Genomic DNA, 17288 nt, shown 5'->3' with positions numbered 1-17288 from the left:
GCAGGTTCAACGCATTCTGGTCCTGCGCGACCAAAGTGGTCGCCTCGGCAATGTCCGACCGCGCCGAATCATAGCTGGTCTGCGCCTGCCGCACTTCCAGTTCGGACGCTATGCCCTTGTCGAACCGCGCCTTGGTCAGTTCCAGCGTCTTGCCGAACGCTTTTTCCAGATCGCGGGCGATGCGCAGCCTTTCCTGGTCCGCCGCCATCGTCAGCCAGGCATTGGCCGTCTCAGCGATCAGGGTGGTCTGCGCCGCGTTGCGAGTTTCGACGCTCGCGAAATACTGCTCCTGCGCCGCCCTGGTCAGGTTGCGCACCCGGCCGAACAGGTCGATTTCCCAAGCCGATATCCCTACCTGCGCCTGATAGACGTCCGTGTTCAACCGCTGGGCCTGACCGAACTGGACGAGTGGCTGTTCGGAATAGGTCGCCGTCCCGGTCGCGCCCACCGTGGGGAGGAGATCGGCTCGTTGCACCCGATATTGCGCCCGCGCCTGCGCCACGTTCGCGACTGCCAGACGGAGGTCGCGATTATTGGCGAGCGCGGTTTCGATCACCCGCGCCAGTCGGACATCGGTGAAGAAATCGCGCCAGCCGGTTTCTGCCGGCACGATCGCGGCCTGTCCGCCATCGGCGGCATAGGCCGGCCCCTGCGGGCTGGCGGCGGGCACCGGCAATTCCGGCCGCACATATTTGGGTGCCATGTCGCAGGCGGCCAGTGCCAGCGAGAGAGTAACGGCGCCCAGCGCTTTCAAATTGCGCATGGTTTTCAAGCCTCCTGCGGCGCGTGCGGCGTTGCCGTATCGTCAGCCGCTTCATGGTTCTTATGTTCGCGGAACAGCCGCTTCACGACGGTAAAAAAGACGGGGACGAAGAAGACCGCCAGCACCGTCGCCGACAGCATGCCGCCGACAACCGCCCAGCCGATCGCATTCTGACCGCCTGCGCCTGCGCCCTTCGACATCGCCAGAGGCAGCACGCCGAAGATGAAGGCGAAGCTGGTCATCAGGATCGGTCGCAGACGCAGCTTGCCCGCTTCCAGCGCCGCCTGAGCGGGCGCCATGCCTTCGCGCATCTTTTCCTCGGCAAACTCGACGATCAGAATCGCATTCTTCGCCGACACACCGATGGTCGTGATCAAGCCGACCTGAAGATAGATGTCGTTGTTCAGCCCTGCCAGCCTGGCCGCGATCACCGCACCCAGCACGCCCAGCGGAACCACCAGCATCACCGCGATCGGCACCGACCAGCTCTCATAGAGAGCCGCAAGGCACAGGAACACGATCAGCATCGACAGCGCATAGACATAGGGCGCCTGACCACCGGACGTCCGCTCCTCATAGGAAATGCCGTTCCAGCTGAAGCCGATGCCGGCCGGCAGCTTGGCGGCGAACTCCTCCATCGCCTGCATCGCCGTACCGCTCGACACGCCCGGCGCAGGCGCGCCCTGGATGTTCATCGACGGAACGCCGTTGAACCGCTCCAGGCGCGCCGGCCCCTGCACCCATTCGGTGGTGGCGAAGGCCGAAAGCGGCGCCATCGTGCCGGAGCTACCACGGACATGGAAAGCATTGATGGCATCGGGCGACGTCCGGAAAGGCGCTTCCGCCTGAACGAAGACCCGCTTCACGCGATCACGATCGATGAAGTCGTTGACGTAGGTGCCACCCAGATTGGTGCTGATCGTGTCGTTGACGTCGGACTGGGCGATCCCCAGCGCACCCGCCGCCGACTGATCGACGTTCAGCTTCAACTGCGCCGTATCTTCCAGACCGTTGGGACGGACCTGCGCCAGACGCTTGTCGCCCATGGCCATACCAAGGAGCTGATTACGGGCCGCCAGCAACTTTTCATGGCCCAGATTGGCCTGGTCGAGCAGCTGGAAGTCGAAACCGGACGCGTTGCCGAGTTCCTGCACTGCCGGCGGCACGAAGGCGAAGGCCATGCCCGACGAGATCTTCTGGAACGCCATGTTGGCGCGCAGGGCGATCGCTGGAACCCGGTCGTCGGCGGCCTTGCGGTCCTCCCAATCCTTCATTCGGGCGAACACGATGCCGACATTCTGCCCCTGCCCCACGAAGCCGAAGCCTGCGATGGTGAAGACAGCAGAGACGTTCTTCTTCTCGTCCACCATATAATGGTTGCGCATCCGGGTCAGCGCGCGCTCGGTTTCTTCCAGCGTCGTGCCCGCAGGCAGCGACACCTGGTTGATGATGATGCCCTGATCTTCATCCGGCAGGAAGCCGCTCGGCAGGCGCAGGAAGATGAAGGCCATGCCGACCACGATCAGGCCGTAGACCAGCATCGTCCGGCCCCAGCGATGCTCGACCTTCTCGACGCCCTTGCCGTAACGGACCACGCCCTTGTCGAAAGTGCGGTTGAACCAGTCGAAGAAGCGGCCGAAGACGGAGCCGATCGGCCCGTTCCAGCTATGGCCGTGCGAGGCCGGCTTCAGGATCGTGGCGCACAGTGCCGGAGTCAGGATCAACGCCACCAGCACCGACAGGATCATCGACGACACGATGGTGATCGAAAACTGGCGGAAGATGACGCCGGTGGAGCCGCCGAAGAAGGCCATCGGCAGGAACACTGCCGACAGGACCAGGCCGATGCCGATCAGCGCGCCGCTGATTTCGTCCATCGACTTGCGCGCGGCTTCTTTAGGGCTGAGCCCCTCGTCCTGGATCAGACGTTCGACATTCTCGACGACGACGATCGCGTCGTCGACCAGCAAACCGATCGCCAGCACCATGCCGAACAGGGTCAGCGTGTTGATGGTGAAGCCCGCCACGCTCAGGATCGCGAGCGCGCCCAGCAGAACCACCGGCACCGCGATCGTCGGGATCAGCGTCGCACGCCAGTTCTGAAGGAACAGGAACATGACGACGAAGACGAGCAGCACCGCCTCGAACAGGGTGTGGATGACCTGCTCGACCGACAGCTTGACGAAAGTCGAGTTATCGACCGGGAAGTCATATTTGACCCAGCTGGGGAAGTTCTTCGACAGCTGGTCGACGCGGCTCTTCACCGCTTCCACAGTGTCGAGCGCATTCGCGCCCGGTGCCAGCTTGACGCCAAAGCCCGAGGCTGGATGACCGTTGAATTTCACGCCGAAACCATAGGTTTCCGCGCCCAGTTCGACCTTGGCGACGTCCGACATCAGCACGACTGAACCGTCGCTGTTGCTGCGCAGGCGGATATTGCGGAATTCCTCCGGCGTGCGCAGACGCGACTGGGCGGTGACGGTGGCGTTGAGCGCCTGCCCCTTGGGCGAGGGCGAACCACCGATCTGACCGGCCGACACCTGCGCGTTCTGCGCCGTGATCGCCGACTTCACATCCCCGGTCGTGATGCCCAGATTGGCCATCTTGTAGGGGTCGAGCCAGATACGCATGGCATAAGGCGAACCGAACAGCTGTGTATCGCCGACACCGGTGACGCGGCTGATCGGATCCTGAAGCGTCGACGCGATGAAGTCGCTTGCATCTTCCTGGTCGTGAATGCCGTCATCGGCATAGACGGCCATGATCAGCAGGAAGCTGGAGGTCGACTTGCTGACGCGCAGGCCCTGCTGCTGCACTTCCTGGGGCAACAGCGGCGTCGCTTGCGACAGCTTGTTCTGCACCTGGACCTGCGCGATGTCGGGATCGGTGCCCTGCTCGAAGGTCAAGGTGATGTTGAGGTTGCCGGAACCGTCGCTGGTCGACGAGAAATAGCGCAGATTATCGATGCCCTTGAGCTGCTGCTCGATGATCTGCGTCGTCGTGCTTTCCAGCGTCTGGGCGTTGGCACCCGGATAGGTGGTCTGGATCGTCACCGCCGGCGGCGCGATTTCGGGGAACTGCGCGACCGGTAGCGAGCGGATCGCAAGCAACCCGGCAAGCATGATGACGATGGCGATGACCCACGCGAAGATGGGCCTGTCGATGAAATAGCGGGCCATGGCTTACTTCGCCCCGCCCTGCGCGCCCGGCGCTCCGTTCTGGGTGGCGGTGATCTGCTGCGGCGCGCCGGGCCTAACGACGGAACCGGGGCGCAGGTTCACCAGCCCTTCCACGATCAGCTTGTCGCCGGGCTTGAGGCCGCTCGTCACGATCCACTTGTCGCCAATGGCGCGGTCGACCTCGACCTGACGCAGCTCGACCTTGTTGTCCTTGCCCACGATCATCGCGGTCGCACGACCGCGCGCATCACGGCTAATGCCCTGCTGCGGCGCCAGGATAGCCTGGGCTACCTGCCCTTCGACCAACTTCGCGCGCACATACATGCCGGGCAGAAGCAGACCATCGGGATTGAGGAAGCTGGCGCGCATCGTGACAGCGCCGGACGTCTGATCGACGGTCACTTCGGAAAATTGCAGGCGCCCCTCGATCGGATAGGCGCTGCCATTGGGCAGCAGCAACTGTATCCGCGCACCTCCCGCTTCACTGACGCCACCCTTCTTCATTGCCTGCTTGAGGTCGATGACCTGGGCAGCCGACTGGGTCACGTCGACATAGACCGTATCGGTACGCTGGATCGTCGTGAGCGCATCCGCCTGCCCCGCCTGAACAAGAGCGCCAGGAGTGAAGAGCGAACGGCTGATACGGCCGGAAATGGGCGCGCGAATGCGGGTGAAATTCTGGTTCACCTGCGCCGCCTGCAAGGCACCACGCTGCGCTGCAACATTGGCGCGCGCCTGCTGCGCCGTAGCGACAGCATCGTCATATTGCTGCTTGCTGACGGCGTTGATGCCGACCAGTTCCTTGTAGCGCTGCGCCTGCAAGTTGGTCGAATTGATCGTGGCATTGGCGCTGGCGAGCGAGCCCTGCGCCTGTGCGAGCGCGGCGCGATAGGGGGCGTCGTCGATCTCGTAGAGCAACTGGCCAGCGCGCACGAAACCGCCCTCTTCGAACAGGCGACGGCGAATGATCCCGCTGATCTGCGGCCGAACTTCAGCCGTCTCGAAAGCGGTTATGCGGCCCGGCAGTTCGTTGAGCAGCGGCGCCGACTCGGTCTTCAACGTCACCACGCCGACTGCTGGCGGCGGAGGCGCAGGCGGCGGACTCTCGCCGCACGCGCTGAGCGCCAAGGCCGACGCGCACGCCAGCAATCCGGTGAAAATCCCCTTTTGCATCGCTGAATTCCGTTTCACTAAGGATCAGATGTTCGGAATGAACGTTCATTCCGCTTGCCCGGCACGTAGGATCATGGCACAGAATATTCAAGAGGCGAAAAACGCCAAGGGGTAGAAAATGGTTGCAGTGCAGCATGAAAAAGACGGTCGAAGCCGTATATTGACCGCGGCGCGTGACCTGTTTGCGACACGCGGGTTTCATCAGACCTCAATGGCGCAACTCGCATCCGCTGCTCAGGTTTCGGTCGGCCAAATCTACCGCCTTTTCAAGGGCAAGGAAGATATCATCGAGGCGCTGGTCCAGTCGGACTCTGATGCATGGAATGCCGACATGGTTATTTTGCGCACAAAGCTGGAAGCCGGCGAACTCAGCCTTGAGCAAACTTTCGAGCAACTTTTGCTGCATGGCACCGAAAGCGAGAAGGATGAGGCCTTCTCCTTCGACATATTGGCCGAGTCGTTTCGCAATGACGCGGTCGGCGAAACGATCGCCACTTTATGCGCCGGATTTCGTGCCATTCTGCGCGATTTCGCCTGCATCGCCAATCCCGATTTGTCGGGCGAAGCGCTGGACGCAGCGGAAGAATTGATCCTCGCCTGCATGTTCGGATTCGGCCATCGCAGCGTCTCGCGCCCGAAACTGAGTGCTCAGCGCGCCGCCCGACGCGGCTCTCAGATGATCGTCGCCGGACTGAAGGCCGTGCATTGACGGTTCAAACCAACCGTCGATACACATCCACCGTTTCATGCGCGCAGCGGTCCCAGCTATATCCGCCGGCCACCGCCAACCCTTTCGCGATCGCCGCCTGTCGCCAGGACGCATCGACCAGCGCCCGCTCCAGTTTCCGGGAAAAATCGCTGACATCTTCCGGCTGCACCAGCATGGCAGCGCCCCCGGTGACTTCGGGCAGGCAGGATGCGTCGGACACCACGGCAGGCACGCCGCTCGCCATAGCCTCGACCGGCGGCAGGCCGAATCCCTCATAAACGGATGGATAGACGAACAGCGCGGCTCCGGCATAGAGCTGCGGCAAATCCTCCTCCGGTACATAGCCTAGATAGCGAACCCATCCCTGCCGCGCGCCCTTGTCCATCAGGTTGCGCACCCCATCGCTGAGCCAACCCGCCCCGCCAGTCACCATCAGCGGCCAACGGTCGCGTACCGCCGACGGCAGATTTTCCCAGGCATGGAGCAATTCGCTGATCCGCTTGCGCGGCTCGACGGTCGAGACGCAAAGCGCATAGCCCTGCGGCACCATATCATAGCGCTTGAGTGCCGGCCTGATGGCATCCACCGGGCGCGGATGAAAGGCCGGACTGGCCGCAAGCGGAACCGCTGTGATCCTGCCTACGTCGAAACCCAGAAAATCGGCCACCTCCGTGCGCGTCGTCTCGCTGTCGGTGATGATATGTCCGGCCCGGTCGACCGAGCGGCGGAAATAGCGCTCGAACTGGCGCAACCGCTCGGCCGGATGGGTGTCGGGATAGCGAAGGATGGAAAGGTCGTGGACCGTGATGACGCCGCCGGCCGCTGCCGGTGGCAGGAAATAATTGGGTCCATGGAATACGCATCCACGCATGGCCGCCGCGTCGCGCAGCCTTAATGCCCACCGGGATCGATTGCGCAACCATCGCAACGGCTTGTTGCCCCATAAGGGGATACCGGCCGGATCGAGCAGTTGTGCCGGCCGCGCAATCCATTTTCCGTTGCGATAGTAACGAAGGCTGCGCACGCCGCTGACGAACGGCAGGCGCTGTGCCAGTTCCCAATTGTAGCGGCCGATACCCGACAGATGAGGACCGAGCGCCTCGACCGACAATATGACCCGCAGGCTCATCGCGCCATGTCCGTCATTCGCGCGTACCTTCCCCAATGATCAGCGGGGCCTAGCGTCAACTACGCCGTCTTCCAATCCCTTATTTCGCCGTCGCGCCCTCCGGCAGGACGACCGTGGACCAGCTCTTGCCCGGTACCAGATATTTGGCGGCCAGCGCCTGCAAGTCCGCCGGCGTCACCGTCAGCATGTCTTTCGACATGGTCTGCATCGCCTGGACATAGCGAGGATCATGGGTCGCCCCCTCCATCTGATTCATCCAGAAGGCGTTGCCGGTGCTCGCCCGCATCAGCAATTGCTGCATCGGCGCGACCGCCCGCTGCAATTCATCGGCGCTGACTGGCGTCTTTACCAGGTCGGCCGCCGTCGCCTTAACCACATCGTAGAAATAGGCGACCCGAGCCGGCCGGACCTGGCTGGTGACGAGAATATAGCCGCCACTTTCATAGGAGAAGGGCCAGTTATTCTGCACGCTGGGCGAATAGGCCGCCCCCTCGGTCGAACGCAGCTTGTCGAACAGGCGGTCGTTGAAAATCTGGGTCAGGATTTCCAGCTGCCGCCCTTCCTTCTGGAGCGCGAAGCCGCCGGCCGTCGGCCAGGCCATGACCGCCGCCGCCTGATCCTTGTCGCCCTTGTGCCGCAGGACGACGGGCGCCTCCACATGGGCAGGGAAACGCATTGCCTTGTTGGCGGCGGGCACCGGCGTGTCGGCGCGCTTGGGCATGGCGCCAAAGGTTGCCGAAACCGCCTGGATCGCCTCTTCCGCCTTCACATGGCCGAAAATCTGGATCTCGATCGGCCCGGATGCCAGCACCGGCTCCCAGGTCGAACGGAAAGCCTGCGGCGTCAGCGCCTCGATCTCGGTCCGCGATGGAGTGCGGAACCGCACATCCTTGTCATGCAGCAGCCAGTTGAGATCGCGCCCCAGCACCGCGTCGGGCGACCGAGACATGGCGTCGTAGGCGACGATCGCACCGGTCTTCACCCGCGCGATCGGCGCGGGATCCCACCCCGGCGCGGCCAGTTTCGCCGCGAACAGCCGCAACTGGTCCCTATAGTCGGCCGGGCGCGTGATTGCCTGCAATTCGAAAGCATCGTCATCGACGTCGAAATCCAGGCCCATGCGGCGTCCGATAGTCAGCTCGTCCAGTTCCCGCTGGCCCAGCTTGCCGATGCCGCTTGCCACCAACGCATAATCGCCCGCCCAACTCGCGACCGGTTTGGTTGGTGAGAAAGCCTGCTGCCCATGACCGAAACGCACATTGATCCGCACCTTCTCCGGCTCGGCATCATTGGCAAACAGGGTCAGCTTGACGCCATTGGAGAAGGTGATCGTCTCCATGCCCGGCAGGCCGACCTGCTCGCGCGATACCACCGTGGCTGGCGCACCGAATTTGGGCAGGTCGTCCATCGTCACCGGCTTGTCGGTCAGGCGGGCGTTGGTCGCCGCCTTGACCGGCGCAGCCACGGCCGCTGCCAGTTTCGCATCGACGCCCGGCTGAATCTTCCCAGTCACCAGCAGCGCGCGGAACACCCCGGCGGAAAACAGCCGCTGCGTCGACTCCAGTATCTTGGCTGGAGTCATCGCCGGCTTGCCTGAGCGGAAGATATCGACCGCAGCCTGCGGGCTGACCGTGGTTTCGCGAATATCGACCGCGCTCACCAGATCGGTCGCCTGTTTGGCCCCGGCTTCCGTCGGCGAATTTTCGACCTGAATGGCGAGCGCCATATCCATCTGTGCATATTCGCGGTCTATTTCAGCCTGGCTGGGCGGCGTCGCCTTCGCATCCTCGACGATGGAGCGCACATCGTTCAGCGCCTTTTCCCAATTGTCGCCACTGGGGATGATCGACAGGAAAGTACCATCGGCCGATCGGCTCACATCCTGCTGCTCGACATTGGCCTGAAGAAAGCTGCCGCCCGCCCGCGCAGCCTGCTCGAAGCGGCGACTGATGATCTGGAGCGCCAGCATGTCGGTCAGCTTGTCCTGATTATAGACGATCGTGTCCGCATGCGGCTTCCACGGACGTAGCCATGCCATGGTCAGACCGGTCGGCGCCCCCGGCTCGACCAGCACCGCCGTTGCCGGCAGCTTGGCATCTGGCGCTCCGAAATCGGGGATCGCCGCCCCCTTGCCCGCGGCCGTCCAACTAGCGAAATTATCCTTGATCAGCTGTTCGGCAAGCGCCGGATCGATGTCGCCCGAAATCGCGATCACTGCATTTTCGGGGCGATACCAACGCTGATGAAACGCCTCCAGCTTCGCCGCCGTCGCAGCATTCAGGGTCGCCACCGTGCCGATCGGCGCATGTTCCGCCAGCGGTTGACCCGCGAAGAAATGCTTGCGGCTGGCGTCGGACACGCGGCTCTGCGGCCCATCGCTCTCGCGCTTTTCCGCAAGGACGACCGCGCGCTCTGCATCGACGGCGCTATCGACGATATTGGGGTCGAGCATCATCCCGGCGAGGATCTTCATGCTCTCGCCCAGTGTCGCCTGTGTCGCCTGCGGCAGGTCGAGCGCATAGGTGGTGCCCGTCGGCGTAGTCTGCGCGTTGCTGTCGCTGCCGAAGGTCACGCCAAGCCGCTGCCAGATCCGCTTCGACTCGCCATCGGGCACATGGCGCGATCCGCGCATGGAGAGATGCTCCATATAATGCGCATAGCCCTGCTCATCCTCGCGCTCCATCAGCGACCCGGCGTCGATCCGCAACCGGACGGACACCTGCCCCGGCGGCACGCCATTGCGCCGGATGGCGTAGCGCAGCCCATTGGGCAGAGTGCCGAACCGCCACGCCGTATCGATCGGCACATCGCTATTTTCGTAGAGCCAGGGGCGCGTCTGCGCCTGCGTCGCGCCTGCGGCGGGGACGGGAATAGCCGCCGGGTCGGCCTTCGCCGCGAGAGGCAGCGCGGAACCCGACAGAAGCAGGGCGAGGATGGTGAGCGAAGCAGCCGAACGGCGGGAAGAAAAACGCATAGGCGCAGCAGCCTAGCGGCATTTTCCTGAATGGCCACTGACAAAGAACATCATGGGGCGACCTTGGGATGGATCGCCCCATTTCCCGTTCATCCCGTGCCTACCGGAAAAGCCCTTCCGTTCGTCACGCAATGAATGGCGATTTTCAGATCAGCGCGGCGCGCCCGTGCGCTGGACCGCGCCCTTGTGCGTGCCGACGCCGCCGCCACGACGCCGACGGCGAACCGGCTTCTTGGCACCGTCGCCCTCGCCGCGATGCGCCTTGTCGGGCGCGCCACGCTGGGCCTTCTGCTGGTCCTGATAGCGACGCTGGCCATCGGCGCGCCTGGCCTGCTGCTGGGGCGTCTGGCTCGGCCCCTTGCGCGGCGCGGCAGGCTTGGGAAGGCTGCGCACTGCCTCCATAAAATTCTCGGGCAGCGGCGCGATGTCCAGCTTTACGCGCGTCGCTTTCTCGATCGCCTTCAGATAGGGCCGCTCGTCGTCCGCCACGAAGCTGATCGCGACGCCCTCGGCTCCGGCCCGCGCGGTGCGTCCGATGCGGTGGACATATTGCTCCGGCACGTTCGGAATCTCGAAGTTGATGACATGGCTGACGCCCGACACGTCGATGCCGCGCGCAGCGATGTCCGTCGCGACGAGCAGTTTTACCTTACCCTGACGGAAAGCCTGGAGCGCCGTGGTGCGCTGACCCTGGCTCTTGTTGCCATGGATCGCAAAGGCGTCGATGCCCGCCCCTTCAAGGAAGCGCACGACGCGGTCCGCTCCATGCTTGGTACGGGTGAAGATCAACGCGCGGTCGATATCCTCGGTCTTCAGCACGATATGCAGCAATGCCTGCTTTTCCGCCTGATTGACGAAGGTGGCCTGTTGGCGGACCCGCTCGGCCGTGGTCGACTGCGGCGCGACGCTGACCTTGATCGGATCATTCAGGAACTGGCCGGCCAGCGCTTCGATTTCCTTGGGCATGGTGGCCGAGAAGAACAGGTTCTGACGCTCGCGCGGCAGCAGCTTGGCAATGCGGCGCAGCGGATGGATGAAGCCCATGTCCATCATCTGGTCGGCTTCGTCGAGGACGAAGATTTCCGTATCCTTGATGGTGAAGGCCCGCTGGTCGATCAGGTCGAGCAGGCGACCGGGCGTGGCGACGACGATGTCGACGCCGTGCGACAGGGCGCGAATCTGCTTGTTGATCGGCACGCCGCCGAACACGGTTTCGACCGACAGCTTCAAGAAGCGGCCATAGTCGCGGAAGCTCTGCGCGATCTGCGCGGCCAGTTCGCGGGTGGGCGACAGCACCAGCATCCGGCAGCCCTTGAGCGGGGTCTGCTTGGGGTTGCGGGCGAAATAGTCGAGGCTGGGCAGCGCGAAGGCCGCCGTCTTGCCGGTGCCGGTCTGGGCGATGCCGCACAGATCGCGACCTTCCAGCAGGACGGGGATCGCCTTCTGCTGGATCGGCGTCGGAGTAGCATATTTCTTGGCAGCAAGCGCCTTCAGGATCGGCTCGGACAAGCCAAGATCGGTAAATTCCATGGATAAACTCACAAGTCGGCCATGCGCCGACTTCGCTGCGGACGCAGCAAGGGCGCGAGGCGGGTTACGAAACGACCCGCGTGAAAAGGGAAGCCTCAAGCTTGGCGCAGACTGTCATTGGCCGGTCCGCCAATCCTTCGGGGATAAGGGACGATCACGCTGCCAATCGCTGGGGACCAAAAGGTCATCTGCTGCGTTGCAGCGCATATGGAGGAAGTGCAGCCAAATAGCAAGCGGCCCCGGCACTACGACAGGGCCGCCGGATTTTTACCCTTCAACGCGAATCAGAGCGCGACCTCGGCGTGCTTGCCCTTCATCTCGTCGCGTACATCGCCGCCAAACATCATCTTGAACACGCCCTTGATCGACAGGTCAGCGCGCCAGATTTCGGCCGTGCCCAGATCGAATCTCAGCATGAGCAGATTTGGGTCGTTGCGCCCGCCCTGATACCAGGCTTCCACTTCCTTCGACCAGTAGCGGTCGATCACCGCCGGGTCATGTTCCGGCACCAGCGTGCCTTCTATGCACGCGAAAAGATAATGATCCTTGGCCGCGAACTGCGCCATCGCCGGACCGCCCGGCGCCAGACGATTATCCTTCGCCGTGTAGAACCAGAAGCAGTGACTGGCCTTCGGATCGAGTTGAGCCGTCATCGGCACACTATGTTCGGCGCTGTTCTGCAACCCGACCATCAGGAACGGGCTGCTCGACAAATCCGCCCAGAAACGCTCACGAATATCGGCTTCGTTGGTCATCATCCTGTCTCCTTGCGACTTATCCTTTCAATGGACGGAGAGAAGCGAAGTTCCCGAAACGCTTGATCTTGACCGCATCAATCGCCACATGAACGCCATGCTGATCGAGACCGAACTGACGCCCAATCCGGCGACCATCAAATTTCTCCCCGGCTGCGAGGTCATGGCAGCAGGCACGCGCGATTTCGCGACGCCCGAGGAAGCGGAAGCATCGCCGCTGGCCGACGCGCTGTTCGGCCTTGGCGACGTCACCGGCGTGTTCTTCGGCAGCAACTTCGTGTCGGTCACGATCGCGCCCGGATCGGAATGGTCCGACGTAAAGCCTGACGTGCTCGCCACGTTGCTGGAACATTTCTCGGCGAACATGCCGCTCTTCGCTCCAGGCAGCGCCGCCGGCATCAGCGTGCCGGCCGATGACGAGGGTTTTGCCGACGATCCGGAAGATGCCGAGATCGTCGAGCAGATCCGCGAACTGATCGATACCCGCGTCCGCCCGGCCGTCGCCAATGACGGCGGCGACATCATCTATCGCGGCTTTGACAAGGGCACCGTCTATCTCAAGATGCAGGGCGCCTGCTCCGGCTGCCCTTCCTCCACGGCCACGCTCAAGAACGGCATCGAGCAGTTGCTCAAACATTATGTCCCTGAAGTGACGGAAGTCCGCGCGGTCTGACCGCAAGGCGATTTGGCAAATCCGGCCGGATCGACTAACCGCTAGGCGAATCCCCCGTTTCGGGTCCGCTTGAGGGAGTCATTTTTGCGCCTGCTGGTGATCGACACTGCGACACAGGCCCTGTCCGTGGCGCTGCTGGAAGACGGCGCGCCGATCGGTCGGTTTCACGAGATTGTCGGGCGCGGCCACGCCGAAGCGTTGCTGCCCGCAATCGCCGCCCTGCCGGATGGCGGCCGCGCCGACGCTATCGCCGTGGATGTCGGCCCCGGCAGCTTTACCGGCGTGCGCATCGGCATCGCCGCTGCGCGCGCACTGGCGCTCGCCTGGAACATCCCGCTCCACGGCTACAGCGCGCCCTCCCTGATCGCTGCTTGTGCCGCGCGGGCACGAGCGGAGAGTGACGAACCGATCATCGTCACCATCACCGGCGGCCATGGCGAACTCTTCTGGCAAAGCTTCACCGCCGACGGCCTGACCGCCTCCAGCGAAATTGCATCGACCCCGATCACGGCGCTTGCCGAGAGGATCGATGCAGGCACGGTTTTCGGCACCGGTGCCGAAGCGCTCGTCACCGCCCGCGGCTACGGTACGGCGGTCAGCCTCTATCCCGATGCCGGCGACTATCCGCTGATCGCAAATATCTCACCGCTTCCACCGTCACCCATCTATGGCCGGGGGGCAGATGCCAAGACGATGGCGGAGCGCGCCGCAACATGATCCCCGGCCTCGCCCTCGACATCTACGAAGAAGCGGACCGCAACGCGATGTCCGACGCGATGGACGTCATGGTCGCAGCCTTCGACCCCATCTATGGCGAAGCATGGACGCTGCCCCAGCTGGCCGGCGTGATGATGATGCCCGGCACCTGGCTGACGATCGCGCATGTCGATGCGACACCGCTCGGCTTCGCGCTGGTCCGGTCGGTTCTGGACGAATGCGAATTGCTGCTGCTTGCGGTCGCTCCACTTTGGCGTGGACGCGGCGTTGGTGAAACACTGTTGCGCGACAGTCTGGTTACTGCACGTCGCAAGAGCATCATATCAATGAATCTTGAAGTACGCGCGACCAACAATGCAGTTCGTCTCTATGAGAAGACCGGGTTCGAATATGTTCATCGCCGCCCCGGTTATTATCGCGGTAATGATGGCCAACTATATGACGCATTAAGTTTTCGCTTGGATATGCGAATGTGACAGATTCAGGCCTTGCGAAATGAAAGAGCAAGGTCTAGCGAAGCCGTACCGCTCCTGAAATAATCTCCTCGGGCGGGTCGCAAAACAATATAGCCTTGTAGGAAACAGGAAAATGGAAACCGAATCGGCTCAGAGCGAACTGCTCATTACTTTGACGTCGGACATTGTGGCTGCGCACGTATCCAATAACAGCGTCGCTGTTTCGGACGTTTCTTCGCTGATCCAGAATGTTCACGCAGCCCTCTCGGCCCTGAACCAGCCGGTTGCCGCCCCTGAAGTGAAGCCGGAACCCGCCGTGTCGGTCCGCTCCTCGATCAAGCCGGATTACATCATCTGCCTTGAAGACGGCAAGAAACTGAAGATGCTGAAGCGCCACCTGATGACCCATTATCAGATGACGCCGGAAGATTATCGCGCCAAGTGGGGCCTGCCGGCCGACTATCCGATGGTCGCCCCCAACTATGCCGAACAGCGCCGCAGCCTGGCGAAGAAGATCGGCCTCGGCACCAAGCGCCGTCGCACCCGCGGCAAATAATTACCGCGCTCGTCAGAGCCTTCCACGGAAGGGGCGCGTCGCCGACGCGCCCCTTTCCTGTTTGGATAAAAGTCGCTAGGCTTTGTCCGACTTTTCGCAAAAGCAATCAAGCGAGCCTGCATGAACCGCAAAATCGACGTCGAAGCCCTTTGTCATGAAAAGGGGCTGCGCATCACCGAACAGCGCCGCGTGATCGCCCAGGTGCTCAGCGACGCCACCGACCATCCCGATGTGGAGGAACTGCACCGCCGTTCCGCCGCCATCGATCCGGGTATCTCGATCGCAACCGTTTATCGGACGGTGCGCCTGTTTGAGGAAGCCGGCATCCTGGAACGCCATGATTTCGGCGACGGCCGCGCCCGGTACGAAGCCGCCCCGGAATCGCATCACGACCATCTGATCGATGTCGAAACCGGCAACGTCATTGAATTCGTGGACCCGGAACTGGAACAGCTTCAGAAGCAGATCGCCGAAAAGCTGGGCTTCCGCCTGGTCGACCATCGCATGGAACTGTACGGCGTAGCTCTCGACCGCAAGAACTGATCCATCTTGGCCAGCGCCCGTCTCCTTTTGCGGATCGGCGCGCTGGTCAGCAGCCTGCTGCTCTGCCTCATTCCTCATCTGCTGTGGCGTCTTTTTCGCCGGCCTTCCCTATGGCCGCCGCGTTTCCTGGCGCTGGCGGCCCGGTCGGTCGGTGCAAAGGTGCGGATCGAAGGTCTCCCGCACGATGGCGACATGTTCATCCTCGCCAATCATGTCAGCTGGATAGACATATTGGCGCTGGGCGGCGCGACCGGCGCCGCCTTCGTCTCCCATGATGGCGTCGCCCGCTGGCCGGTAATCGGCTGGCTCGCCGCGCAGAACAACACCTTGTTCGTATCCCGCGAACGGCGCGGCGCGCTGTCGGGCCAACTCGATGCTCTGCGCGCCGCCCTGCTCGGACACCAGCCGGTCGCGCTCTTTCCCGAAGGCACCACAAGCGACGGCAGCGGCCTCTTGCCCTTCAAGCCCTCGCTTCTGGCCGTACTGCTCCCACCGCCCCGCACTGTGATGATCCAGCCCGTCCATATTGACTATGGCGCTGAAACCGCTGCCATCGCCTGGCATGGCGACGAACCGGCGGGCACCAACGCCAGACGCATCCTCGGTCGCAGGGGCAAGCTGCCAGTCACGATCCGCTTTCTGGAGCCGTTCGATCCCGCCGCTTGCGCCGACCGCAAGGCGATCGCAGCCATCGCACAGGATCGGATAGGCCGAAGCATCGCCTCCCATCAGCACCCTTCCTCTCCGACGATACGCCCTGTATAGACGGACCACATGAATCGTAACGACGCCCAAAAGACTCCAGCGACCTTCCACGTCAAATCCTTCGGCTGCCAGATGAACGTCTATGATGGCGAGCGTATGGCTGAGATGCTGGGCACGCAGGGCATGACCGCCGCTGCGGATGGAACGGACGCCGATCTCGTGATCCTCAACACCTGCCACATCCGCGAAAAGGCGGTGGACAAGGTCTATTCCGACATCGGCCGGCTGACCCGCGAGGATGGCACGCGCCCGATGATCGCCGTGGCCGGCTGCGTCGCGCAGGCCGAGGGCAGCGAGATCCAGCGCCGCGCCCGCAATGTCGACATCGTCGTCGGTCCGCAGGCCTATCACCGCCTGCCGGACCTGATCGACAAGGTCGGTCGGGGCGAGGAAGCCGTCGATACCGACATGCCGCTGGCATCAAAGTTCGGCGCTCTGCCCGCCCGCACCAAGCAGGCGCGGCCGACCGCTTTCCTGACCATCATGGAAGGCTGCGACAAATTCTGCACCTATTGCGTGGTGCCCTATACGCGCGGTGCGGAAATCAGCCGCACCTGGAGCGCGATCCTCGACGAGGCGAAGGCGTTGGTCGACGGCGGCGTGCGCGAAATCACGCTGCTGGGCCAGAACGTCAATGCCTGGACCGGGGAGGACGACAAGGGCGGCAGCCAAGGCATGGACGGGCTGGCCCGCGAACTGGCGAAGATCAGCGACCTCAAGCGCATCCGCTACACCACCAGCCATCCCAACGACATGAGCGACGGCCTGATCGCCGCCCATGGCGAAGAACCCAAGCTGATGCCCTTCCTCCACCTGCCGGTGCAGTCGGGCAACAACCGCATCCTGAAGGCGATGAACCGCAGCCACAGCGCGGAATCCTATCTGCGCATCATCGAACGCGTGCGCGAAGTCCGGCCGGACATCGCGCTGTCGGGCGACTTTATTGTCGGCTTCCCCGGCGAAACCGATGAAGAGTTCGAGGACACGCTGAAGATCGTCGAACAGGTCCGCTACGCCCAATGCTATTCGTTCAAATATAGCCCACGACCCGGCACCCCGGCCGCCGACATGGATCACCAGATCCCGGCCGAAGTAATGGACGACCGGCTCGCCCGGCTTCAGGCGCTGATCAACCGCCATCAGGTGGAATTCAACAGCGCGACCGTGGGCCGCACCACCGACATTCTTCTTGAGCGAAAGGGCCGCTATCCCGGCCAGCTCATCGGCAAGTCGCCCTGGCTCCAGTCGGTCGTCGTGACCGCCCCGGACCTGGCCATCGGCGACATGGTCGAAGTCGATATCATCAGCGCCGGCCCGAACAGCCTGGCCGGCGAACTCAGCAGGAGGAAGGCCGCTTGAACCAAAGC

Annotated in this window: 15 protein-coding genes; 8 read left to right on the top strand and 7 right to left on the bottom strand. The window is 63.1% G+C overall.

The annotated features are described in order from the left end of the window. The 3 genes from VMR39_RS20905 to VMR39_RS20895 form a co-directional block, all read right to left on the bottom strand. Positions 1 to 763, bottom strand: a 763-nt coding sequence (locus VMR39_RS20905) for a TolC family protein (RefSeq protein WP_325418689.1), incomplete at its 3' end; no start/stop codon positions are given. 5 nt (positions 764 to 768) lie between these two features. Beyond that, on the bottom strand, positions 769 to 3942 hold the full coding sequence (locus VMR39_RS20900; protein ID WP_325418687.1) for an efflux RND transporter permease subunit: 3174 nt from the start codon (positions 3940 to 3942) through the stop codon (positions 769 to 771). A gap of 3 nt (positions 3943 to 3945) precedes the next feature. Beyond that, positions 3946 to 5115, bottom strand: a complete 1170-nt coding sequence (locus tag VMR39_RS20895; RefSeq protein ID WP_325418685.1) for an efflux RND transporter periplasmic adaptor subunit — start codon at positions 5113 to 5115, stop codon at positions 3946 to 3948. Between the two features lie 118 nt (positions 5116 to 5233). Between VMR39_RS20895 and VMR39_RS20890 the strand changes: the two genes are divergently transcribed. After that, positions 5234 to 5824 carry a helix-turn-helix domain-containing protein gene (locus VMR39_RS20890; RefSeq protein ID WP_325418682.1) on the top strand — a complete coding sequence of 197 codons (591 nt, stop codon included), beginning with the start codon at positions 5234 to 5236 and terminating at the stop codon, positions 5822 to 5824. 4 nt (positions 5825 to 5828) lie between these two features. Here the strand turns inward: VMR39_RS20890 and VMR39_RS20885 are convergent, their stop codons facing one another. From VMR39_RS20885 to VMR39_RS20870, 4 genes are all read right to left on the bottom strand, one after another. Then, positions 5829 to 6953, bottom strand: a complete 1125-nt coding sequence (locus VMR39_RS20885) for a glycosyltransferase family 1 protein (RefSeq protein WP_325418680.1) — start codon at positions 6951 to 6953, stop codon at positions 5829 to 5831. A gap of 79 nt (positions 6954 to 7032) precedes the next feature. After that, entirely contained in the window at positions 7033 to 9927 is a 2895-nt protein-coding gene (locus tag VMR39_RS20880) for a M16 family metallopeptidase (protein WP_325418678.1), read from the bottom strand. A gap of 150 nt (positions 9928 to 10077) precedes the next feature. Continuing rightward, the gene (locus VMR39_RS20875) at positions 10078 to 11457 is read right to left on the bottom strand and encodes a DEAD/DEAH box helicase (RefSeq protein ID WP_325418676.1); all 1380 of its coding nucleotides are present in this window, start codon (positions 11455 to 11457) and stop codon (positions 10078 to 10080) included. Between the two features lie 284 nt (positions 11458 to 11741). Continuing rightward, positions 11742 to 12212: a pyridoxamine 5'-phosphate oxidase family protein gene (locus VMR39_RS20870; RefSeq protein ID WP_325418674.1), complete on the bottom strand. Its 471-nt coding sequence runs from the start codon at positions 12210 to 12212 to the stop codon at positions 11742 to 11744. 97 nt (positions 12213 to 12309) lie between these two features. On the opposite strand from VMR39_RS20870, the gene VMR39_RS20865 reads away from it, so the two are divergent. From VMR39_RS20865 to miaB, 7 genes are all read left to right on the top strand, one after another. Beyond that, entirely contained in the window at positions 12310 to 12885 is a 576-nt protein-coding gene (locus VMR39_RS20865; RefSeq protein ID WP_325418693.1) for a NifU family protein, read from the top strand. 84 nt (positions 12886 to 12969) lie between these two features. Beyond that, entirely contained in the window at positions 12970 to 13602 is a 633-nt protein-coding gene (gene tsaB, locus VMR39_RS20860) for a tRNA (adenosine(37)-N6)-threonylcarbamoyltransferase complex dimerization subunit type 1 TsaB (protein ID WP_325418672.1), read from the top strand. Then, positions 13599 to 14078, top strand: a complete 480-nt coding sequence (locus VMR39_RS20855) for a GNAT family N-acetyltransferase (protein WP_325418670.1) — start codon at positions 13599 to 13601, stop codon at positions 14076 to 14078. Before tsaB ends, VMR39_RS20855 begins: the two co-directional genes overlap by 4 nt. 112 nt (positions 14079 to 14190) lie before the next feature. Then, positions 14191 to 14613 carry a MucR family transcriptional regulator gene (locus tag VMR39_RS20850; protein WP_325418668.1) on the top strand — a complete coding sequence of 141 codons (423 nt, stop codon included), beginning with the start codon at positions 14191 to 14193 and terminating at the stop codon, positions 14611 to 14613. A gap of 120 nt (positions 14614 to 14733) precedes the next feature. Beyond that, positions 14734 to 15156, top strand: a complete 423-nt coding sequence (locus tag VMR39_RS20845; RefSeq protein WP_325418666.1) for a Fur family transcriptional regulator — start codon at positions 14734 to 14736, stop codon at positions 15154 to 15156. 3 nt (positions 15157 to 15159) lie between these two features. Continuing rightward, positions 15160 to 15921, top strand: a complete 762-nt coding sequence (locus VMR39_RS20840) for a lysophospholipid acyltransferase family protein (protein WP_414712566.1) — start codon at positions 15160 to 15162, stop codon at positions 15919 to 15921. A gap of 9 nt (positions 15922 to 15930) precedes the next feature. Beyond that, positions 15931 to 17280 carry a tRNA (N6-isopentenyl adenosine(37)-C2)-methylthiotransferase MiaB gene (miaB, locus tag VMR39_RS20835; RefSeq protein WP_325418662.1) on the top strand — a complete coding sequence of 450 codons (1350 nt, stop codon included), beginning with the start codon at positions 15931 to 15933 and terminating at the stop codon, positions 17278 to 17280. The last annotated feature ends 8 nt before the right edge of the window (positions 17281 to 17288 follow it).

The organism is Sphingobium sp. (assembly GCF_035511395.1).
In the GTDB taxonomy this organism is placed as follows: Bacteria; Pseudomonadota; Alphaproteobacteria; order Sphingomonadales; family Sphingomonadaceae; genus Sphingobium.
Note: the sequence above shows the minus strand (reverse complement) of the source record. Positions and strands in the feature narration are given on the sequence as shown.